Source organism: Amycolatopsis benzoatilytica AK 16/65, from assembly GCF_000383915.1.
In the GTDB taxonomy this organism is placed as follows: domain Bacteria; phylum Actinomycetota; class Actinomycetes; order Mycobacteriales; family Pseudonocardiaceae; genus Amycolatopsis; species Amycolatopsis benzoatilytica.
The window spans coordinates 4,374,555-4,395,900 of sequence record NZ_KB912942.1 but is presented as its reverse complement, the minus strand read 5'-3'; the positions used below and the strand labels follow the sequence as shown (position 1 = coordinate 4,395,900).

Annotated in this window: 16 protein-coding genes; 8 read left to right on the top strand and 8 right to left on the bottom strand. The window is 72.0% G+C overall.

Annotated features, from left to right (window positions below):
• The first annotated feature begins 18 nt into the window (after nt 1-18).
• From AMYBE_RS0120190 to AMYBE_RS0120180, 3 genes are read left to right on the top strand one after another with little or no spacing between them, the layout of a single operon-like run.
• Nucleotides 19-798: an HlyD family efflux transporter periplasmic adaptor subunit gene (locus tag AMYBE_RS0120190; RefSeq protein WP_020661206.1), complete on the top strand. Its 780-nt coding sequence runs from the start codon at nt 19-21 to the stop codon at nt 796-798.
• Nucleotides 795-2,942 (top strand): cysteine peptidase family C39 domain-containing protein, encoded by a 2,148-nt coding sequence (locus tag AMYBE_RS0120185; protein WP_051124750.1) that lies wholly within the window; start codon nt 795-797, stop codon nt 2,940-2,942. Before AMYBE_RS0120190 ends, AMYBE_RS0120185 begins: the two co-directional genes overlap by 4 nt.
• Entirely contained in the window at nt 2,939-4,717 is a 1,779-nt protein-coding gene (locus AMYBE_RS0120180; RefSeq protein ID WP_154676255.1) for an ATP-binding cassette domain-containing protein, read from the top strand. The genes AMYBE_RS0120185 and AMYBE_RS0120180 overlap by 4 nt, the downstream gene beginning before the upstream one ends.
• Here the strand turns inward: AMYBE_RS0120180 and AMYBE_RS0120175 are convergent.
• Together AMYBE_RS0120175 and AMYBE_RS44980 are read right to left on the bottom strand one after the other, a co-directional pair.
• Nucleotides 4,704-7,097, bottom strand: coding sequence for an ATP-binding protein (locus AMYBE_RS0120175; protein WP_027927832.1), 2,394 nt, complete (start codon nt 7,095-7,097; stop codon nt 4,704-4,706). The two genes, AMYBE_RS0120180 and AMYBE_RS0120175, sit on opposite strands and share 14 nt — an antisense overlap.
• Nucleotides 7,098-7,149: 52 nt before the next feature.
• Nucleotides 7,150-7,320: a hypothetical protein gene (locus AMYBE_RS44980; protein ID WP_020661202.1), complete on the bottom strand. Its 171-nt coding sequence runs from the start codon at nt 7,318-7,320 to the stop codon at nt 7,150-7,152.
• A gap of 258 nt (nt 7,321-7,578) precedes the next feature.
• Between AMYBE_RS44980 and AMYBE_RS0120165 the strand changes: the two genes are divergently transcribed.
• Entirely contained in the window at nt 7,579-8,184 is a 606-nt protein-coding gene (locus AMYBE_RS0120165) for a dihydrofolate reductase family protein (protein WP_020661201.1), read from the top strand.
• Between the two features lie 7 nt (nt 8,185-8,191).
• On the opposite strand, the gene AMYBE_RS0120160 is transcribed toward AMYBE_RS0120165, so the two are convergent.
• The 3 genes from AMYBE_RS0120160 to AMYBE_RS42030 form a co-directional block, all read right to left on the bottom strand.
• Nucleotides 8,192-12,766: a cation-translocating P-type ATPase gene (locus AMYBE_RS0120160; protein WP_084470086.1), complete on the bottom strand. Its 4,575-nt coding sequence runs from the start codon at nt 12,764-12,766 to the stop codon at nt 8,192-8,194.
• A 214-nt stretch (nt 12,767-12,980) separates the two neighbouring features.
• Entirely contained in the window at nt 12,981-13,256 is a 276-nt protein-coding gene (locus AMYBE_RS0120155; RefSeq protein ID WP_020661199.1) for a hypothetical protein, read from the bottom strand.
• Between the two features lie 12 nt (nt 13,257-13,268).
• Nucleotides 13,269-13,556, bottom strand: coding sequence for a hypothetical protein (locus AMYBE_RS42030; protein WP_020661198.1), 288 nt, complete (start codon nt 13,554-13,556; stop codon nt 13,269-13,271).
• A 125-nt stretch (nt 13,557-13,681) separates the two neighbouring features.
• Between AMYBE_RS42030 and AMYBE_RS0120145 the strand changes: the two genes are divergently transcribed.
• A complete protein-coding gene (locus tag AMYBE_RS0120145) occupies nt 13,682-15,148 on the top strand; it encodes an aminotransferase class I/II-fold pyridoxal phosphate-dependent enzyme (protein WP_020661197.1) in 1,467 nt (488 codons plus the stop codon).
• A gap of 70 nt (nt 15,149-15,218) precedes the next feature.
• On the top strand, nt 15,219-15,677 hold the full coding sequence (locus AMYBE_RS0120140; protein ID WP_020661196.1) for a DUF6098 family protein: 459 nt from the start codon (nt 15,219-15,221) through the stop codon (nt 15,675-15,677).
• 25 nt (nt 15,678-15,702) lie between these two features.
• Here the strand turns inward: AMYBE_RS0120140 and AMYBE_RS0120135 are convergent, their stop codons facing one another.
• The 3 genes from AMYBE_RS0120135 to AMYBE_RS0120125 form a co-directional block, all read right to left on the bottom strand.
• The gene (locus AMYBE_RS0120135; protein ID WP_020661195.1) at nt 15,703-16,176 is read right to left on the bottom strand and encodes a hemerythrin domain-containing protein; all 474 of its coding nucleotides are present in this window, start codon (nt 16,174-16,176) and stop codon (nt 15,703-15,705) included.
• Between the two features lie 384 nt (nt 16,177-16,560).
• On the bottom strand, nt 16,561-18,168 hold the full coding sequence (locus tag AMYBE_RS42025; RefSeq protein WP_020661194.1) for a PAS domain-containing protein: 1,608 nt from the start codon (nt 18,166-18,168) through the stop codon (nt 16,561-16,563).
• An 88-nt stretch (nt 18,169-18,256) separates the two neighbouring features.
• A complete protein-coding gene (locus AMYBE_RS0120125) occupies nt 18,257-19,165 on the bottom strand; it encodes a dienelactone hydrolase family protein (RefSeq protein WP_245573225.1) in 909 nt (302 codons plus the stop codon).
• Here AMYBE_RS0120125 and AMYBE_RS0120120 point away from each other — a divergent pair.
• Together AMYBE_RS0120120 and AMYBE_RS0120115 are read left to right on the top strand one after the other, a co-directional pair.
• Nucleotides 19,164-20,144 (top strand): GlxA family transcriptional regulator, encoded by a 981-nt coding sequence (locus AMYBE_RS0120120; protein ID WP_020661192.1) that lies wholly within the window; start codon nt 19,164-19,166, stop codon nt 20,142-20,144. The genes AMYBE_RS0120125 and AMYBE_RS0120120 overlap by 2 nt on opposite strands.
• A gap of 216 nt (nt 20,145-20,360) precedes the next feature.
• Nucleotides 20,361-21,290 carry a DUF3048 domain-containing protein gene (locus tag AMYBE_RS0120115; protein ID WP_245573224.1) on the top strand — a complete coding sequence of 310 codons (930 nt, stop codon included), beginning with the start codon at nt 20,361-20,363 and terminating at the stop codon, nt 21,288-21,290.
• The last annotated feature ends 56 nt before the right edge of the window (nt 21,291-21,346 follow it).

Here is a 21,346-nt window from a genome sequence, read left to right as displayed (position 1 = left end):
CCGAGGGCCGGAGCGGCGATGCGATTCAGCAAGCAGGCGCTGCGGACCCTCGAATCGGCGGAGGATCTGGACGAGGCCGCCCGGTTGGTGCCGGCCCCGGTCTGGCTGGCCGCTGCCGCGGCGGCGCTCGTACTCGCGGTCGGCGGCTGCTGGGCGATCTTCGCGGTGGTTCCCCGTACTGTCTCCGCGCAAGGTGTGCTGACCTATTCGGCCGGAGTGTCCACTTTGGCAGCCGGGAAACCGGGGCAGGTGGTCACCGTGTGGGCCCGCTCGGACCAGCAAGTGGCGCAAGGCCAGCCGCTGTACACCGAGTCCGATGAGGCCGGATCGCAGCACAACGTCCTGGCGCCGTGGCCTGCGCTGGTCGTCAACCAGTTGATCTCCAGCGGGCAGTGGCTCCGCCCGGAGACCCCGGTTTTCGCGCTGGAACGCTTGGACAGCAGCAAGCTCGAAGCCGCGGTGTACGTCGACGCGGTCGTCGCCCCTTCGCTGCGGCCTGGCATGGCCGTCCGGCTCGAGGCGCGTGCCGTATCCGTCGGCGACTACGGGACTTTCGCTGGAATCGTGTCCGAAGTGGGCACGTTCCCGGAGACTGAAGAATCGCTGCGAGCCTTTCTCGGCACTGCCCACGACGTACGCGCGCTGCTGGCGTCCGGGCCAGTGGTGCGAGTGGTGATCGCCCTGGACAAGATCCGGTGGTCCAAGGCCGCCCCGCCGTTCGAACTCGCTTCGCAAAGCGACGTCAAGGCCACTATCACGCTCGCGTACGAGCACCCGGTCCGCTGGCTGCTGTCATGACCGGAAAGCGGGTGCGCACGCCCACCCTCATCCAGATGGAAGCCACCGAATGCGGGGCGGCTTCGCTGGGCATCGTGCTCGCGCATTTCGGCAGGCACGTCCCGCTCGGCGAGCTTCGGGAGACCTGCGGCGTCAGCCGCGACGGGTCCACCGCCTCCAGCGTGGTCAAAGCCGCGCGCGCCTACGGCCTGACCGCCAAGGGAATCCAGTGCGGCGCCGAGGACCTGGTCAAGATGGCGGTCCCGGCGATCCTGTTCTGGCAGTTCTCGCATTTTCTGGTGCTGGAAGGCGTCCAGCGCGGCAAGGTCCGGCTGAACGACCCGGCGACCGGGCCGCGCTCGGTGAGCATGGACGAGCTTTTCCGCTCCTACACCGGGGTCGCGATCAAGCTGGCGCCCGGGCCGGAGTTCCGTACCGGCGGCCGGAAGTTCAGCCTGGTCCGCGCGCTGCTCGCGCGGTGGCGTTCGATCGGGCCGCTCCTGCCGCTGGCCATTCTGTTCGGATTGTGCGTGGCGGTCGCCGGCATCGCGGTGCCGGCCTTGATCCGCGTCTTCGTCGACCGGGCGCTGCTCGCCGGGGACGCCGATTCGGTCGCCGGAGTGGTGCCGGCACTCGGCATCGCGATGGTGCTGACCTTCGCGGCTGCCTTAGCGCAACGGCTGCTGCTGGCTCGGGCCTCGACGGTGAGCGGGCTCGCCGGAGCAGTCGGCTTCGTCCAGTACCTGCTGCGGTTGCCGATGGCCTTCTTTTCCCAGCGCGACACTGCCGACCTGGCTTATCGGGTGCGTACCAATGACGACGTCGCGGATGTCTATACGCGACGGTTCGCCGCGACCGCCGTGGATGTCGCGCTCGTTGTCGCCTACGGTGTGCTGCTTTGCTCGTACAGTTCTCTGCTCGGGCTGTGTGCGATGGCGTTCTCCGGGCTGAACCTGGTGGTGCTGCGCGGGTTGTCCCGGATGCGGTTGTCCGCGGTCGCTGGGCTGCAAGCCGAGCGCGCGCGGTGGTATTCGGTGGTCTACGCGACCATCGCGATGATCGAAACCGTGAAAGCCAGCGGCCAGGAAGACGTCAGCTTCCGCCGCTTCGCCGCCCGGCAGGCGGCGTTGACGACCCGGCGGCAGCGAGCGGGCGCGCCGGCCGCGGTGTTCGCGGTGGTGCCGGCGTTGCTGGCGGCCGCGAACACGGTGGTGCTCCTGCTGATCGGCAGCAGCTTGGTCGCCGCCGGCGTGCTGACCGTCGGCCTGCTGGTCGCCGTGCAGTTCCTGGTCTCGTCGATGAGCCGGCCGATCGGCGACCTCAGCGTGCTGGCCGGGCAGGTGCAGGAGATCGGGGTCGACCTGCAGCGGCTGGACGACGTCGAGCGCTACCCGGTCCCGCCCGCGCCGTCGGTCGCCGCGCCGCCGCCGCGGGGTCGCGTCGTCCTCGAATCCGTCCGGTTCGGCTACAACCCGCTGGCGAAGCCGTTGCTGGACGGGCTTTCCCTCGATCTGCCGCCCGGTGCGCGAGTGGCGCTGGTGGGCGCGTCCGGCAGCGGAAAGTCCACAGTGGGCAAACTGGTCGCGGGCCTGTACCGGCCGTGGAGCGGGAGCGTGACGATCGACGGCTGCCCGGTCACCGACGTCGATCCGGCGGTGCTGGCGCGCGTGTTCGCGGTGGTCGACCAGGACACGGCGATGTTCGAAGGCACCGTGCGGGACAACGTGACGCTCTGGGATTCGTCGGTCAGCGACGAGGAAGTGCTGGCCGCGCTCGCCGACGCCGAGCTGCGCGAGGTGATCGAAGCCCGGCCCGGCGGACTCGACGGCGTAGTCCTCGAAGGCGGCCGGAACTTCTCCGGCGGACAGCGGCAGCGGATGGAGATCGCCCGCGCGCTGGTCCGCCGTCCCCGGATTCTCGTGCTGGACGAGGCCACCAGCGCGCTGGACCCAGAGACCGAGCTGCTGGTCGACGCCAACCTCCGCGATCGCGGCGCGACCTGCCTGATCATCGCGCACCGGCTGTCCACCGTGCGCGACTGCGACCTGATCGTCGTGCTGGAGGACGGCAAAGAGGTCGAGCGCGGCACCCACGACGGACTGCTCGCGCGAGCCGGCGCGTACGCGGACCTGGTGCGCTGCCATGAACTCCGGGAGGACGCATGACTGTCCGAATGCGACTCGGCCGGCGGCTCGACGGTGCCGCGCCCGGTCAGCGGCTTCCGTTGCCCGCCGAATCCGGGCTTCGGCAGCTGTTCCGGTCCGGTTTGGCGGGTACCGGCGGAGAACTGTGCGCGATGCTGGCCTCGGCGACCGCGGTCGCGGTAGTCAGCCTGGCCACTCCAGTCCTCATCGGACACGTGCTGAGCCAGTTGGCCGACGGCGAGCTGGACGGTCTTTCCTGGACCAGCGCGCTGTATCTGGTGAGCGCGCTGGCCGCCGCGCTGCTGACCGTCGTGGCGAACTTGCGTACTCTCCGCTTCGAGGACCGGCTCGAGACCGGCGTCCAGCTGGCGCTGTGGGACCGGCTCCTGCGGTTGCCCGCGACCTTCTTCGCGCGGGAGAACAGCGGCGCTCTTGCGAACAAGCTGATCGGGATTTCCTTCGCCAGGCAAGCGATCGACGGCCTGATCACGGCGACAATGCTTGCGGTGCTGACCGTCGTGGCGGGGATCGGCTTCCTCCTCGTCCTGGGTTCTCCGCTGATCTGGCTCGCGGTCGCGCTGGTCCTCGGCACGAGCTCGGCCGGGATCGGATTGGGCTTCCTGGTCGCTCGCCGGCTGCGCGCCGCACTGCCCGCCGAACACCGGGCAGCGGCCGTGACGCACGAAACGATCCACGGCATCGCGAAGATCAAACTGGCCGCCGCCGAACAGCGGGCGTTCGACCGATGGTCCCGCGCGACCGTCGCGGCACGCGTCGAGCGGCTGCACGTCGGGCGGATGCAGGCCGTCCTGACCGCGTTGTCGGTCGCGTTGCCGATCGCCGGACCGTTTGTCCTGCTGCTGGCGGTGCGCGTCCCGGCAACGGACTTCTTCACTCTCAACGCGGCGTTCGCGATGCTGGCCCAGTCGATGACGACGTTGCTGTCCGCCGCGGTCGAGTTCGTCGCGGTGCTGCCGCGCCTCGACGGGATCAGCGAGATCCTGGCCGAGCCGACGGAATCCGACGAAGGCCGGATCCAGCCGCCCGCGCTGCGGGGCGACCTGGAGCTTCGGGGCGTGACGTTCGGCTATCCCGGCACGGAATCGGTTGCGGTGAAAGGAGTATCGCTGCGCATCGCGGCCGGCCGGTTCGTCGCGATCGTCGGCCCGAGCGGGTCCGGGAAGTCGACGCTGCTTCGCTTGCTGCTGGGCTTCGAGCAGCCACAGGCCGGTTCGGTGCGTTACGACGGGCTAGACCTGGCCCGGCTCGACCGGCAAGCCGTGCGGCGCCAATGCGGTGTCGTGCTGCAGGACGGGCAGCTGTTCGACGGCACCGTCCGCAGCAACATCTGCGGTGCGCAGCCGTTGCCGTTGGAGCAGGTGTGGGAAGCGGCGCGGCTGGCCGGCATCGAGGAAGACATCCGCCGGATGCCGATGGGCATGAACAGTCTCGTCCCGTACGGCGGCGGAACGTTGTCGGTGGGACAGCGTCAGCGAGTCCTGATCGCCCGGGCGCTGGCGGCGAAACCGCGAGTGCTGTTCTTCGATGAGGCCACCAGTGCCTTGGACAACCGTGCGCAGGCAGTCGTCACCGACAGCACGCGTGCCTTGGCGGTGACCCGGGTGGTGATCGCGCACCGACTGTCCACTGTGCGCGATGCCGATCAGATCGTGGTGATGGACCACGGCCGCGTCGCCCAATGCGGCTCGTTCGACGAATTGCTCGCCGAGGAAGGCGGGCTGTTTCGCCGGCTCGCCCAACGGCAGCTGCTCGAACCCGCGGTCAGGACGCGGTGACGCGGTTGGCCGTTTTCTTCGGAGGCAACGCATCCCCGGGGGCCGCCCCGGCCTGTTCGGAACGGGAAAGGGCGCGCTGCCGCTCTTCCTGCGCGACGCTGTGCGCGCCGAGCTGATCGGACAGGTCGGCCATCGCGGTCAGAACCTCCACCTGGGCGCGTCCCATGCCGGTTCGCTCGTACAGTTCGAGAGCTTCGGCGAACCGCTCGTGGGCTTTCGCCGGGTCGCCGAGCCGGGTGACGAGCTCGCCGGCGGTCGCCAGCGCGCGGGCTTGGCCCATCGTCGCGCCGTAGTCCTGGAAGACCCGCAGCGCTTCTTCGCACCGGGACAGCGCGAGCTCGACCGAACCGAGCGAGGCGAGCGTCCGGGTGGACCGCATCAGCAGGTACGCGACGCTGATGTCGTCGGTCGGGGTGCGCGTCCCGGCGACCGGCTGGCGGAAGAATGCGAGACACTCCTCCAGTTCGGCGGCAGCGTCGGCGAATCGGCCGTTCGTGTGCCAGTAGGTGGCCCGCACCGAGCGCGCGACGATCGACCCGTACTGGTAGCCGGCTTCGTCGAACAGCCGGATGACCTCGTCGAAGAGTTCGCCGGAGACCGGCAGGGCGCCGGTGCGCACCGCGACGGTGAGGGTGTAGAGCCGGGCCCAGCCCTGTTCGCGCGCATCACCCGCGGCGACCGCCGCCGCCAGTGCCTGGCCGGCTGTCCGGATCGCGGCTTCGTTCTGCCCTTTCAGCGTCGTCTGCACCCAAGCCAGGTAGTTGGCGTGCACCGCCTCGTCGCGTTTGCTGCCGATCGCCAGCGCCGAGTCCCGCGCCAGCGTGAACAGTTCCTCCCACAGGTCCGCGGTGCCGCCGAGCTCCGAGTACCAGTGCATCGACTCGGCCAGGTCGAGTACCTGCTGGTGCCTCCCGCGCCCGGCCGCCCGGCGCGCGGCGGCGGACCAGCCCTGCTGCTCGGCGGCGAGCCAGCGGCCCGCGCCGACATGGTCGGCGAAGGACCGGGTCGGCACCGGGGCAGTGGTGAGATCGACCGACGGCTGGAAGTAGTTCCCCGCCGCGGTCGCGGTTTCCCCCAGCCAGTCTTCGAGCCGGGCGCGCGCCGCGTCGACGTCGGCGCGGCTTTCCTCCTGCGCGAGGCGCTCGGTCGCGAACACCCGCAGCAGGTCGTGGAACTGGTAGCGGCCGTCCAGCGCGGTGCTCTGCAACAGGCTCGCGTCGGCTAGTTCTTCCAGGAACAGGGCGGCTTCGTCCTCGTCGGCAGCTTCGGTCAGGGCCGACGCGGCCCCGGGGGAGAAGTCGGCGGACGGGTTGAGCGCGAGCAGCCGGAACACGCGGGCGGCGCTGGGGGTGAGCTGGCGGTAGGACAGGTCGAAGACGCTCCGCACGCTGAGGTCGCCCGCGGTGAGCGTGGTCAGCCGCCGTCCCTGGTCGCGCAGCTGCTCGACCAGCCGGGACAGCGGCCAGGCCGGCCGGCTGGCGAGCCGGTTGCCCGCGATGCGGATGGCCAGCGGCAGCCGTCCGCACAGTTCAGCTACTTCGGCGGCCGCCGCCGGTTCGCGGGCCACCCGGCCCGGACCGACGATCGCGGTGAGCAGTGCGACCGCGTCGTCCGGCGTCAGCTCGGTCAGGTTCAGCCGCTGCGGGCCTTCGAGCCCGACCAGCATCTGCCTGCTGGTGACGAGCGTCAGGCACCGCGGCCCGCCGACCAGCAGCGGCCGGACCTGGGCCTCGTCGGCGGCGTCGTCCAGCACGAACAGCACCGCCCGGTCGTGCAGGATCGAGCGGCACAGGTTGACCCGGTCGTCGAGGCCGGGCGGGATCCGCACCGCGTCCACTCCGACCGAACGCAGCACCAGGTGCAGGAGATCGGCGGGCCCCGCAGGTTCGGCGGACATCCCGCGCAGCTTGAGGAACACCTGCCCGTCCGGGAACTGCCCGGCGAGGTCGTGCGCGGTCCGCACGGCGAGGCTGGTTTTGCCGGTGCCGGGAGGTCCGCTGAGCACCGCGACCCCGGCCGACCGGCGGCTGCGGGCGGCGAGCTCGCGGAGGATCTCGAGGTCGGTTTCGTGTCCGGTGAGGTCGTCCAGGTCGGACGGCAGCACCGCGGGACAGGGCAGCTCGGCCAGCGGCCGGGCACGGCCCGCCTTGCCGGCTTGCTGCAACTGCGCCAGCTCGTCCGGGCTGAGCCGGAGCGGCCGGGCCAACGCCTCGACGGTGCGCCGCTGCGGGCTCTTCGCGACCCCTCGCTCCATGTCGCTGATCGCCCGGACGCTTACGCCGGAGCCCTCGGACAGCTCTTCCTGAGTGAGGTCCGCGCGCAGGCGGTAGCTCAGCAGGAGCGTCTTGAAGGTAGCGGCGTCGTCACCCACGGGCGTCATGATCGGAATTATGCACAAGCCGCTCCTCCGCCCGGCGGATGCCGCGAACGAATCACCCGGTGCCGAGCGACCCCGCCAGCTCGGTCCGGCGATCGCCGAGCGGGCCGCGCAGGACGCGCCGAACGCGGTGCTCAACCACTACGATGCGGATCACTTCCCGGTCTGCCACCCGCCGGTAGTAGAGAAGGCGGCCGCGGATCAAGCCGGCTTCCTCGCCGTCCACCTGCCCCCAGTGAGGACGAGCGATGATCCTTCGCGCGGAGGGGTAGCGCTGTCTGTGAAGGGCCCCTTGCCGGAATCTAAGTCCCTCAAGGGGCCCTTCACGGACCTCCGGGCCGGGCGCGCGCGAGCGGGCGCTCGGTAGGTGCGCGAGGGCGCGAGAGAGCCGCGCGAAGGGCGGCGACAGGGCTGGTGCCAGTGCCCTCGGGCTGCTAACGTCCGGCTTACTGCTTGCAATTCGCAATCACTTGGGAGGTTCGCGATGCCGGACACCACCTGCCACATGTCGGTCTCGCTGGACGGCTTCGTCGCCGGGCCGGAGCAAAGCCGGGAGAACCCGCTCGGAAAGCGGGGACTGGAGCTGCACGCCTGGCATCTGGGCGATCCCCGGGCGACCGAGGAGGACACGGCCGCGATCGGCTGGCTGATGCGGCCGCGCGGCGCGTATGTGATGGGACGGAACATGTTCGGGCCGATCCGCGGAGAATGGGACGAGGACTGGTCGGGCTGGTGGGGCGCCGAACCGCCGTATCACGCGCCGGTGTTCGTGCTGACCCATCACCGGCACGCCCCGATCGAGATGGAAGGCGGCACGACATTCCACTTCGTCACCGAGGGCTTCGACGCGGCCTACTCGGCGGCGTGCGAGGTCGCCGGAGACAAGGGCGTGGACATCGCCGGCGGCGCCTCGACCGTCCGGCAGGCACTGGCCGCCGGGGTGATCGACGAGCTGACGCTCGACATCGCGCCGGTCCTGCTCGGCTCCGGCGAGCGGATATTCGACGGGCTCGACACGTTCGGCTTCGAACCGGTCGAGGTGTTGCCTTCGCCGCTGGCCACGCACATCCGGTACCGCCGCGCCAGCTGACCCGGCCTCACCGGGTCAGGCGCACGGCCGGCAGCCGATCCGTGAACCGGCCCGCGACGCGCTCCAGCGCGGGCAGCAGCGGCGGCGTCACCGCGGCCACCGCGATCGCGCCGCCGACTCCCGCCCACGCCACCGGGCCCAGCGGCGTGCACCCGAAGAAGTGGCTGACCCCTGGGGTTTGCACGACCGCGAACAACGCCGCCGCCGAGCCGAGGCCGGTCGCGAGCACCAGCGGGCTGTGCGAGCGCCCGACGAGCGTCTGCACCAGCTGGGCGCCGACCAGCCCGCACAGCGACATCGTGCTCGTGCGCCGCGCGGAGCCCGGGGTCAGAGCGCCGGCGAGCCAGGAAGTGGTCGCTCCCAGCCCGGTGACGATGCCCCGGTTGCGGATCTGCCGGGTCAGCGCGCTGCCGAGGGAACCAGTGCCGGCGGCGTTTCCCTCCTCGGCGCTGGGAGTCACCGCGATCGCCATTGCCGGGAACATGTCGGTGAGCAGGTTGACGAGCAGCAGTTGCCGGGTGGACAGCGGAGAAGTCCCGGACAGCAGCGTGCCCAGCACGGTGAAGCCGACCTCGCCGGCGTTGCCGCCGATCAGGATGCTGATCGCGTCGGCGACGCTGCGCCAGAGCGCTCGCCCTTCGTCGACGGCGTCGACCAGCACGCGCAGATCGCCGTCGGTCAGCACGATGTCCGCGGCGTTGCGCGCGGCGGCCGAGCCGCGGGCGGCCAGCGCGATGCCCGCGTCGGCGGCCCGGATCGCGGCGGCGTCGTTCGCGCCGTCGCCGACCATCGCTACGACTCGGCCCGCGGCGCGCAGGGCTTCGACCACCTGCAGCTTCTGCTCCGGGGCCACCCGCGCCACGATCCCGGCCCCGCGCAGGAGATTCGCGCGGCCGGCCCGGTCCAGCGCGGCCAGTTCCTGTCCGGTGACCACGGTGGTGTCGTCCGGCCAGCCCAGTTCGGTCGCGATCGCCAGCGCGGTGCGCGGATGGTCGCCGGTCAGCACGACCGGCGTCACGCCGGCCTCGCGCAGCCCGGACACCATCTCCGAGGCGTGCGGGCGCGGGCTGTCCGCCAGCGCGAGCAGGCCGACGAATTCGAGGTCGCCGAGCGGCTCGTCGGCGGCTTCCGGCAGCCGTTCCGGAGACACGCGGCGGCGGGCGACGGCGAGCACCCGCAGGCCGGTGCCGGTCAGCGATTCGGCCAGTGCGGGAATTCCGGCGGGGAGCTTCGGGCAGCACGGGAGCACGACTTCCAGTGCTCCCTTGACTTCCAGCAGCCCGGTTTCGCCGTCGAGACCGGCCGCGGCCGCATAGCCGCGGCTGGCTTCGAACGGGAGGCTGGCGACTTGCCGCCACTCCGGGTCGGGCGGGGCCGCGGCGAGCACCGCGGCGTCGGTCGCGTGCGCGTGCCCGGTCCGGCCGTTGTCTTCTTCGGCCGGGCAGGCCCGGGCACCGGCCCGCAACGTCTCGGCCGCGGCGGCGGACCGGTTCGCTCGCCGGACCGGATGGGTTTCGCCGTTCGCCGTCGCGACCTCGATCACCCGCAGTTCGTTCCGGGTCAGCGTGCCGGTCTTGTCGAAGCACACGGTGTCGATGCGGCCCAGCGCTTCCAGCGTGCGGGCGGATCGGACCAGCACCCCGCGGCGGCTGAGCCGGCGGGCCGCGGCCGTCTGCGCGACCGTGGCGACCAACGGCAGTCCTTCCGGTACCGCGGCGACCGCCACCGCGACGCCGCCGCTGATCGCCTCCCGCACCGTCCGCCCGCGCAGTAACGACAACCCGGTGACCGCGGCACCGCCGGCCAGGGTCAGCGGCAGCGCTTTGCGAGTCAGTTCCCGCAGCCGCGCCTGGACGCCGGCCGCCGGCGCGGTGCGGGACGCCAAAGCGACCGCGCGGCCCGCCTCGGTGCGGTCGCCGGTGTCCGCGACGATCGCGCGGGCCGAACCGGCGACCACTGTGGTGCCTTCGAAAACCATGCAGAGTCGGTCCGCGAGGTCCGCCGCCGGCGTCGCCGCGACACGTTTCGCCACCGGCAGGGATTCGCCGGTCAGCACGGATTCGTCGACTTCGAGGCCGGTCAGGCACAGCAGCCGGGCATCAGCCGGCACGACGTCGCCCACCTGGAGGTCCACGAGGTCGCCAGGGGCCAGCCCGGCGGCGTCCACCACTTCCGGTGCTTCGTCCCGCTCCGGTACCCGGCGGGCGCGAGGAGCCTGCGTCGCCGTCAGACCGGCCAGCGCCTGCTCGGCCCGAAGCCCCTGCACCCCGCCGACCAAGGCGTTGATCCCCATCGCGGCCAGCACCAGCAGCGCGTCCACCGCGGAGCCGAGAATCGCCGACGCGGCGGCGCCGACCGCGAGGACGGGCGTCAGCGGATCGCCCAGCTCTGTTCGCATCGCGCCGGCCAGGCGCATCCCGGTCCTCAGCGGCGCACTCCCGGGCAGCTGCCCGGCCGCCGAGGCCAGGCGCTGGGCGCGCTGGGGCAAGCCGTTGCGGCGCGCTTGGTCTCGTTGCGGCGACGCACTCAGCTGACGCCGCACTTCGTCTGGCGGCAGGGCGTGCCAGGCGACTCTCGGACGCGGCGGCGGCACCGGTTCCGCCGCCATCGCGGCGACCGCTTGCCACCCGGCGGCCAGTGCCACCGCGGTGGCGAGATTGACCGGGCTCAACCGCGCCAGCGGCGAAAGCAGGCGTCGCCACTGCCGTTGCCCGCCGGTGGCGACCACCAGGCCGGACAGGGCGGCGGCGGCCTCCGCGCAAGTCGTCGCGCGGTCTCCGGCGGTGCGCGCGCCGCCGACGGCGTGCACCAACCGCCACACTCCCGCCAGTCCGTTGACCGACAACAGGTCCGCGGCCCACACCACGGCGTCGCAGTCGTTCGCCACCGCCACCGAGAGGTCGCCGCGCAGCAGCCCGGTCAGCACTTCGTCTCGCGCGTCCTCGTCCGAGCTCGCCGGGACGCGGGCCACGGTCACCACGACGTTGCCGTCCTCCTGGCAGGCGGTCACCACATCGGCCATCGCCTGCCCGGTGGCGACCTCGTCGGCGAGGGCGGCATCGACGCCGGGGACGTCCTCCTGGACCACCACGATCCGCAGACCGGCTCGCCCGGCCGCGTCCAGCACGCTCTCCGCCAGCGGGTCCGGCGCATAGCCGACGAGAACCGTTCCCACCTCGGCGCCCCCGGCCGAGGCAATCATCAGACCGGTCGTGCCGGCCGGGTTGTCGGGCACCGGACGCAGCCGGACCGGACTGTCCGCGCCGTCCAGCGACCGGACCGCGGCCTGCCAGAGCCTGCCTTCCTCCCACTCGTCGTCGGAGGGATGCGCCTCGACCACCGTGCGTCGCTCGCCGCGGAGCGCGTTTCCGTGCACCACCAAGGTATTCGCCGCGGGAAGGAGCCGGAGCCGGTCCGGAGAGCGGACCAGCACCCGTTCGCGCGCCAGGGAGAGGCCGAGCCCGGAGGCGTAGGCGGTCCAGGCATACCGAGCGGGTTTGGGGGAACTCGCCAGCACCGCCGAGCTGGCCTGCCCGGCACCCCGGCTGAACAGCGCGGTGCCGGCGGCGCCGAGCAGTCCGCCGGTCAAAGCCGTCTTGGCGTAGTCGGTGACCGGATCCCCCGGAGCGGGCCGGCGTGCGGGCCGTGCCGCCGGGCTCTCGCGGCCGGGAGTGCACAGGCGATCGCAGGTCCGCTCGAAAGCGACGACCTGTGCGACCGCGTCCGCCAGCTGTCCAGTGCGCAGCACCGCGTCGAGGGCGAGGTCGGCCGGCGAATTCCCGAAACCGTGCAGCGCGGCGTTGGCGGTCGCCACCGCCAGCTCGGCGGTCGACCTGCCCAGGTGCGCCCGCAGGAAGTCCCGCGCGAGCGGGTGTTCCCGCACCGCGGTCAGCGCCGCCAGCACCGCTTGCGGCGGGCGGCGCAGTCGAAGAGGTGCGCTGAGCACTGCCGTCGCCAGCCCGGCACCGCTGATCGCGAGCGCGGCGGCCTGGGTCTTTACCGCGCGGAGGTCGCCGGGATGGGTGGCCGTGTCGTCTTGCGGCGCAAGGGAAAGCCCGTGTCGCTCCGCGCGTGCCGAGACTGCCGCCACGATCCGGTCGCCGGCCGCGCCCTCGGCCATCGTCACGACCATGCGTGACAAACCGGCGTCCCAGTATGCGGCGACCACGTCGGGATGAGCCAGCGCCTCCCGGATCACCTTGTGCACGAGCTGATCGAAGCGGCTTTTGTCGCCTGGCTCGGCCGGACGAAGGCGGAGGTGGAGCGCGCGGCCGTTGCGCCAGCCGGCTCCGAGGTCCTCCGCGCCGCTGCGAACCGCCTTGCGCAGAACACGCGCGGCGCTCGCCGCGGCGCCGAGCCCGGCGCCTGCACCGGCAGTCAGCGCGTCCGCGCCGAGAGAAGCTGCTTCAGCGGCTACGTCCAGGACTTTGCCGGCACTTCGTGCCATCCGCGTGGGTGCGGTCATGGCCAGGCCGAACCCCGCGAGCGGCAGCCGGGCCGCGAGCGAGATCACCGAAGGCCGAGTGTCGTTCAATCGTTCGCCATTCCCGGGAAACAGTTTCGCCACTCCTTGCGCGGACATCGTTCATTCACGGTTTCCTTGACCCTCGCTGGCATCGGCCGGACGCTGAAGGCGTGGAAAAGCGCCGCGAGTACCAAGTGGACCTCCGGCCGCTGCTGAGCCTGCTGCAGCGGTATGCCGAGCCGGTGCTGAGCGCGGCGGCCGGTGCCTGCGGTGCGAGCGGACTCGACCGGATGCTGTTGCTTGCCGCGACCTCGCTGATGCGACCGGGGCGTCAAGCGTCCTCGAGCGCTTCGCCGAAGTCCTGCACCACTTTGTTGTTGCTTGCGGTCGCCACTAGGTGACCGGCCGCCAGCGTCATGCTGACCGGCCACTCGAGCACCTGCAGCGCGGTCAGCGCGGCGATACCGCCAAGGTAGGCAAGCTGCTGAGGCGGCGGCAGGGAAATCGTCCCGACCAGAGGCAACGCCACTCGGACCGAGTTCTTGCCGGTGGCTCGGGCCGCGGCGCCTTGTCCCCGATGCGCGGGCCGGCGAGTGTTGGCAGACATGGTTTCCTCCGGCTAGTTCTCAGCTGCCCGGTCGGCGCGCGCGTCAGCGGCGGCCAGCTTTTCGGCGACATAACTGCCCGCGCCCACCGCGGCGGCGACGGGCCATTCGAGGATCCCGACCGTGGCCAGTGCCGCCAGCCCGCCCCACCACAGCACGCGTTTCGTACCCGCCAGCGCCGCCGGGGTCTGCGCTTCTCCGGCATCCGGCGGCGGCGCTGGGGAGTCCGGTTTTCCGCGCGGCTCGGGCTTTCCCGAGTCGCGCTTCGATGGTGCTGCAGTGCTCTGCGGGCGCGACGGCATTGCTGGCCTCCTTGTACTGGCACTCCGCATACCCGGTCGCGAGTCCGGTAAACGCCTCGCTGTTCGGGGCGCACAAACGGGGGCGGATGGTTTGAGGCCGCGCCGCCGCGGGAAAACCGGAGGCCGTGGCTGATCATTCCCGTGCTCCGGTACTCGAGGCGATCCAGCGGTTCCGCGCGGACGGCCACCTGCCGTTCCTGCCGCCCGGGCACAAACAAGGCCGAGGCGCCGACCCTCGGCTGGTGCAGGTCGTCGGATCCGACGTGTTCGCCTCGGACATCATCCTGATGAACGGCCTGGACGACCGGGCGCTCAACCGGGGCGTCCTCTCCTCGGCCGAAGATCTGATGGCGGACGCGGTGCACGCGGACCGCGCGTTCTTCTCGACGTGCGGCAGTTCGCTTTCGGTCAAATCGGCGATGCTTTCCGTCGCCGGCCCCGGCGAAGAACTGCTGCTCTCGCGCAATGCGCACAAGTCGGTGGTGGCCGGGCTCATCCTGAGCGGCATCCGCCCGGTGTGGGTGCCGCCGCGCTGGGACCGGGACCGCGCCTTCGCCCATCCTCCGGGCGCCGCGGAAGCCGCCGCGGCACTGGCGAAACATCCGGACGCGCAAGGGATGCTGCTGATCACGCCGACCGATTACGGTTCCTGCGCGGACATCCGGGGCGTCGCGCGGCGTTGCCACGACCAAGGCGTGCCGCTGATCGTCGACGAAGCATGGGGTGCGCACTTCCCGTTCCATCCGGAGCTGCCGGCCTGGGCGATGGACGCGGGCGCCGATCTGTGCGTGACGAGCGTGCACAAGATGGGGGCCGGCCTGGAGCAGGGCTCGGTGTATCACCTGCGCGGCGATCTGGTGGACGCCGACGTGCTCGCGATGCGCGCCGACCTGCTCGACACGACCAGCCCGTCGTCGCTGATCTACGCCGGGCTGGACGGCTGGCGCCGGCAGATGGTCGAGCACGGCGACAGCTTGCTCGACGACGTGCTCCGCCTCGCCGAGTCGACGCGCGAACGCCTGGCCGCGCTCGCGGGCATTCAGGTGCTGGGCGAGACCGATCTGGTCGGCCCGGGACGGGCGGACGACCGGGATCCGCTGAAACTGCTGATCGACGTGTCCGGGCTGGGGTGTTCCGGCTACACGGCAAACCACTGGCTGCGCGAACACCACCGCGTTGACGTGGGGCTGTCGGATCATCGCCGGATCGCCGCGCAACTGACCGTCGGCGACGACGAGGGCACCGCCGCCCGGCTGGTCGACGCGCTGCGTGCGCTGTGCGAGCACGCCGACGAGCTGCCCCGCTGCCCCGCGGTCGAACTGCCCGCGCCCGAGGACCTCGAACCAGAGCAGGCGATGCTGCCGCGCGACGCGTTCTTCGGCCCCGCCGAACAGATTCCGGCGACGGCCGCGGCGGGCCGGATCGCAGCCGAAACGATCAGCCCGTACCCGCCGGGCGTGCCGGCGGTGCTGCCGGGGGAGGTGCTGACCCAGCCGGTTCTGGACTATCTGCGCAGCGGGGTCGCCGCGGGCATGTTCCTGCCCGACCCAGTGGATCCGCTGCTGCGCACCGTCCGGGTCGTGGGCCGCTGAAGCGACCCGGCCGGCAACGAGTTCTGCTTCCCGCCGATTGTTCGCGGCGCACCAGGGTAATCCGGCGAGCATGGCGAACCCGGACAGCTCGTTGCCCGTCCTCGGCTGCCTCGACGGGCTGGTTTCCGCGTTCCGGCGGGCAGGCGAGCAGGATTTGTACGTGCGGTGGTCGCGCGGCCCGGGCGTGGACTTGCGCTCCGGCGAGCAAAGCCGGGACGGGCTCACCGGGATCGCGCTGCCCGGACTGTCGGCGAACTCGCTCGCCCGGCAGCCGTGGTGGCGCGACCGGCCGCTGCGCCTGTGGCTGGCGCGGCGGCTGCACGACTACGAGCACCTGCGCGAACGCGGCGGCCCCGGAGTGCGCGCTTGGCTGCTGCGGGGCCGCGAAATCGCGCGCGGCCCGGACAACGAGCCGCTCGTGGTCGACGCTCAGCCGCTGGCCTGGATCGCTGACGAGGTGATGCTGGAGGCTCGTCGGCTGGTTCGGCGAGAGACAGCCGATTGGGGTTCGATGGACCGGAGTTCCTGACTCTCGGGCGCGGCGGCCGGGGCAGTCAGCGGACTTGTTCGGACAACCCGGTGCCGGCTCGCTGGCGCACGCGCTCGACGGCTTCCCACTGCGCCGGTTCGAGACGGCTCAGCGCGGCGGGGAAGACGCCGTCCTGCTCGGCGAGGATGTGCTCGCGCAACAGGTGCAGCGCGGCCATCAGACGCGCGGGCCACTCCGGGTCGGCAGGGGTTCCGTGCGCGGCCTCGCCGAGAACGCTCTCGATGTGCCGGTGCTGCGTGGCCAGATCTGCGATGTGGTCCGGGAACTCGTCTGCCAATGCCGGGAAGAGGCCCTCTTCCTCGACTGTCGTGTGCGGGCGGAGCAGCTGGGCGATCCGGTTGGCCAGAACGGCCATTTCCGCGCCGTCGCCGCGGGCGTGCGCGCCGCGGACGCGGCTGATCAGCGCGACGGCTTCGTCGTGTTCGCGGGTCAGCTCCTCGACCGCGGCCAGCGCCTGGCATCCGCAGTATTCACACACCGGACTCAGCCGCCCGGCTCAGGGTGAGCGTTCGCCGCGGCTCGGTGGTCGAGCGGTCCAGTGTCGAAGTCACCAATGCCTCATTCGTCTCGTGCGGTCGCCCGCCGGCCGGCGGGCACCGGTCCAGCGTCCGTCCGCGGGCGGTGCCGGGAGCAGAGCCGAACTCCCTCCGCTCGAGGACGAAGGTCCTCACTGTCTACTTCGGACTTCAAAGGGGGAGAACGGACGGCGACAGCGGAAAACGGCCCGGCCTCGTTGGAGGCAGCCGACAGCGGTTCGCAGCGGAAGGCCGTCGGCGCCGCGGCGGGGGAGTCCGCGCCGCCGACCGCCGAGCTAGCCGACTTCACCGCCGCGGCGCCCGACCCGGATCGGTGGCCCCGCTGGTCAGCCGGCGAAGCCCGCGAGGTCCGTTTTCTCGATCGGCAGTTGCCAGGTGACCGTCGTGCCGCCGCCCGCGCGGGCGGCGGTCGCGAAGTCTCCGCCCGATCGGGTGCTGTGGACGGCAGGCGCCGCGGGGGTTCCGTCGTCTTCGACCCGCACGTAGACGCGGGTCGGCGCGGTGTGCAGTTCGGCGATCACGAGGACGTGGCGGGCGGTCGGGCGGTGGGCGACTTCGGACAACGCCGTGTCGAGCACTTCGATCAGCGCTCCGGCGGCAGGCCTGTCGAGCGCGGTGTCGAGCCGGCTGTCCACCCGGGTCGTGGTCGCGACTCCGAGGCTCGCGGCGGCGGCGTCGACCAGGTCGTAGATGCGCCGGTGCAGGCGTTGTTCCCGGCCGTGCTCGGGCCGGGAGGCGAAGACGGCGGAATTCAGCCGCCGGATGACGTCGTCCAGTGTGCGCACCGCGTCCCGGACGCGGTGCGCGGCATCGGGGCGCTGGATGATTCTCAGCGCCGCGGAGAGATCCAGGCCGATGCCCGACAGCCGCGCGACGACCGACGTGTTGAGCTCCTGGGCGATCCGCTCCCGGTCGTCGAGCAAGGACAATCGCTCCGCGTCCGACTTCCGCTCGGCCAGCTCCAGCGCGATGGCTGCCTGCGCGGCGAACAGCTCCAGTGACCGCACCACCCGTCCGGCGACGACCGGATGCCCGGGTTCGTTCACCACGGAGAGGACGCCGCGCACGGCACCGGGCGATCCCAGCGGCACGCCGAGCGCGGAGCCGACCGCGACGTCCGGGCTCAGCCCGGCCTCGCGGCCTGCCTGCGCGGCGTTCTCGTCGACCGCGGACCGGCCGGTCCGGTAGACCCGTACGGCCAGCGAACGCGCGGCGGTGCTTTCGTCCAGCGGCAGCCGCACGGCCCGGTACGCCTGCGACTTCGCCCCCGCCGCGGCCGCGACGATCAGTTGCTCGCCGTCGTCGTCGGGGGCCAGCAGGAGCGCCTGGTCGACCTGCGCGATCTCGCGTGCCCGTGACGCGATCAGTTCCAGGACCTCGGCTGGCGGGATGTCCGCCAGCAATGCGGTGGTGATGTCCGCCGCGGCGGACAACTGCTGGTTGGCTTGCTGCAGTTCACGGCTTCGTGCGAAGACCTCGGCCTGCATCGCCTGCACTTCCCCGGTCGCCGCTTCGGGAGCGGTCGCCGACAGCTCGTGCAGGAAATCCGTCACCTCCTCGACCCGGTGCACGACGAACCGGACCGAGCCGTCGGCGTCGAGCACCGGCGCGTTGACCGGACTCCAGTAGCGCTGCTCCACCACCCCCGGGCGGTCCGGGACCGCGACGTCGTACCGCTGCAGTGCCATGGCGTGCCGCTGCCGGGTGGCCAGCACCCGATCAAGGGAAGCGCGCAACGCCCGGGCGCCACCCGGATCCCGCGGATCGTCCGGGAACGCCTGGAAAACGTTCCGTCCGATCAGGTCCTCCCGGGAATGGCCGGACACGGCTTCGTAGGCGTGGTTGACCGCGAGGATGACGAATTCGCGAGACAGCACCGCGGTGGCCGACGGCCCGGCCAGGAAGACCGCCTCGAAATCGACTGGCTCCGACATCGCACCACTGTCCTCTTTGCCCGCAGTCTGGCAACCGGGTCAGTTAACTCCCGGAAGACGGCTCTGTCGAGGCGCGGCACCGGGCCCGTCAGCCGGTTGTGGTTGGGGGAGAGAGTCTTTCAGCGAGGAAAGCGAGGATCTCGTCCCGCGCGCGCAGAGTGGGGTGGCCTTCGCGGTCCACGAGGTGCGCGGTGACGACGCTGTGCGGCGTGCCGACGACGTCGCGGAAGAACGGCGGCGGTTCGGGGTTGGCGCTCTCACCGGGGAGGACGCGCCCGTCGAACGCGTCGCCGAGGAGGGCTTGGTAGGCGGCGAAACGCTGACCGGTGCACCAGCGGTCGTTGTCGAAGCGATAGCTGAGCACTTTCAGCCCGTCGCGGTCGATCCGCTCCCGGACCGCGGCGGCGTCCTCGTCGCTGATCTCCAGGCCGCCGGGATCGTCCAGCGGCAGCGACGGGTGGTTCACGACGGGCGCGAGGACCGCTGGTTCGAGCGCCATCGACAGGGCGAAGTTGCCGGTGAAACAAAGCCCGATCGCGCCGACGCCCGGCCCGCCGCATTCGCGCAGCGCCGTCCTGGCCAGCCCGCGCAGCCACGAGACAACCGGGCTGGTGCCGCTGCCCGCGAAGGCCCGGAACTCGGCGCTGACGCAGGCGCGGCGGACGACCTGCTCCCCGTCGGCCACGGTCGGGAACGCCCCGTCCACGCCGAAGAGCGACGGCAGGTAGACGGTGAATCCCGCGTCGCGGATCCACCGCGCGAAGCGGACGACGTCGGGACTGATGCCGGGCATCTCCGGCATCAGCACGACGGCCGGTCCGGAACCGCCGGTGTACACGGTTTTGCCGACTCCGTCGACCTCGACCAGTCGCTTCGAGAAGTCCGCGAGGACGCCGCCAGGCTGCGGCTCGGTGATCGCCATGCCCGCATCGTCGCCGCGGGAGCGGCCGGCGGCCAGCGGCGAGATCGCCAGATATCCAGGTAATCTCGCCAGCATGGCTCTTCGCGTCGGGGTGCTCGCCTATCCGGGCTGTTTCGCGTCGGAGGTCTACGGCGTCCCCGATCTCCTCACGATGGCCGGGCATCTCGCCGGCGAGTCCTGCTACGACGTGTCGGTCCTGTCGCCGAGGCGGCGGGTGACCGGCTCGGGCGGCGTGCCGATCGCCGTCGCCCCGGTCCGGCCGGTGGACGTGCTGGTGGTGCCGGGTTTCGAGCTGCGCCCCGGACTGGATCTCGACGCGGAGCTCGCCGGGCTCCGGCCGGAGATCGAGGCCATCTCGGCGGCCGCGCGATCGGGCAGCGCGGTGGTGTCGATCTGCGTCGGCGCGTTCCTGCTCGCTGAGGCCGGGCTCCTGGACGGGAGGGAGTCGACGACCGCGTGGCTGTTCGCCGGCAAGCTGGCGCGCCGGTGTCCCGGTACGACCGTCCGGCCGGAGAAGCTGGTCGCGACCGACCGCGGAATCACCACGACCGGCGCGTTCAGCGCGATGTACGACTTCGCGCTCGACCTCATCCGGGAACACAGCGGCAGCCGGGTCGCCCGCGCCACCGCCCGTGTCGCGCTCGTCGACGACGCGCGGCCGAGTCAAACCCCGTACGTCGACGCGGCATTGCTGCCCGCCGCCGGATCGGACTTCGCCCAGAGCGTGAAGCGCCGCCTGGACCGGACCATGGGCGAACGCTACGACCTGGGGCAGCTGTCGGCGGCGTTCCACGTCAGCACCCGGACGCTGCTGCGGCGGTTCCGCGAGCAGTCCGGCCAGACTCCGCTGGAATACCTGCAGGCGGCGCGAGTGCGCAAGGCGAAGCACCTGCTGGAAACCACCGATCGGACGATCGCGAGCATCGCGGCCGAGGTCGGCTACCTGGATCCCGGAACGTTCGGTGCTGTGTTCGCCCGGCTCGCCGGGCACCGGCCGCGCGACTACCGGGCGGCCTTCGGCCGGAACGCGAACCGGCCCGGCGTCGGGGCCTGAGCGACGGCTCCCTCCCGATTGTCCGTGAAGGGCCCGTTGCCGGAATCAGATTCCGGCAACGGGCCCTTCACGGACTTCGAGACCGGGAGCACCGCCGGACCGGTCCTGCCGTCCAGACCAGCGGAAGCACCGTGCCTCGGCTGCCCGGCCCTCGCTTTTCCGGTGCGCCGCGCGATAAACTGCCGGGAACGCCAGCGCACAGTGGTGGTGGTCGACATGCGTCTCCGGCGGATCGGCCCGGCGCTGCTCGCGGCGGCCCTCCTGGCGGCGGGTTGCCGCGGTTCGAACCCTTCCCCCGGCGAGAGCCCGGCCAGCCCGGCCAGCCCACCCGCAGGGCAAGCCCAGGTGCTCGCGGTGAAGATCGACAACGTGGCCGCGGCCCGGCCGGCGACCGGGCTGGGCAGTGCGGACGTCGTCTACGTCGCGCCGGTGGAGGGCGGCCTGACCCGGATCATCGCGGTGTTCTCGGCGAAGATCCCGGACGTGGTCGGGCCGGTGCGCAGCGCCCGGGAGACCGACATCGCCGTGCTCGCCCAGTACGGCCGGCTGGCCTTCGCCTACTCCGGTGCGGCACCGCAGATTTTGCCCGCGCTGCGCGGCGCGTCGCTGGTCAACGCAGCCCAATCGGATGTGCCCGGCGCTTACTTCCGGCAGCCGGGGCACCCGGCCCCGCACAATCTGTACGTGCGCACCGCCAGCCTGCCGGCCGGCCGCGGACCGGCCCCGCCGGCCGTGCTGGCGTTCGGCCCCGCGCCGGCCGGAGGAGAGCCGAGCACCGGCACGACCATCGGCTACTCCAGCGCGTCTTATGCGCTCAGCTGGTCCAGCGGCTCCTGGCTGATCTCGATGGACGGCACCCCGTTCCTCTCCACCGAGGCCGGCCAGCTGCGCGCCGCCACCGTGATCGAGCAAAAAGTCGGCATCACCTACGAACCGTTCGCCGAGGACGCGACCGGCGCCCGCGCGCCCGTCGCGCACACGGTGGGCGCCGGCTCGGCGGTAGTGTTCCGCGACGGCCGGTCGTACCCGGCGACCTGGTCCCGCCCGGCACTCGCCGCGCCGACCGCCTTCGCCACGAGCACCGGTCAGGCCCTGCCGCTCGCCAGCGGGCCGGTGTGGGTTTTCCTCGTTCCGGCCGGCGGCTGACCGAGATGCGCCGGACTGGCGGCTGTACACCGGCGGCGGGATGGCGCAGAGTCCTC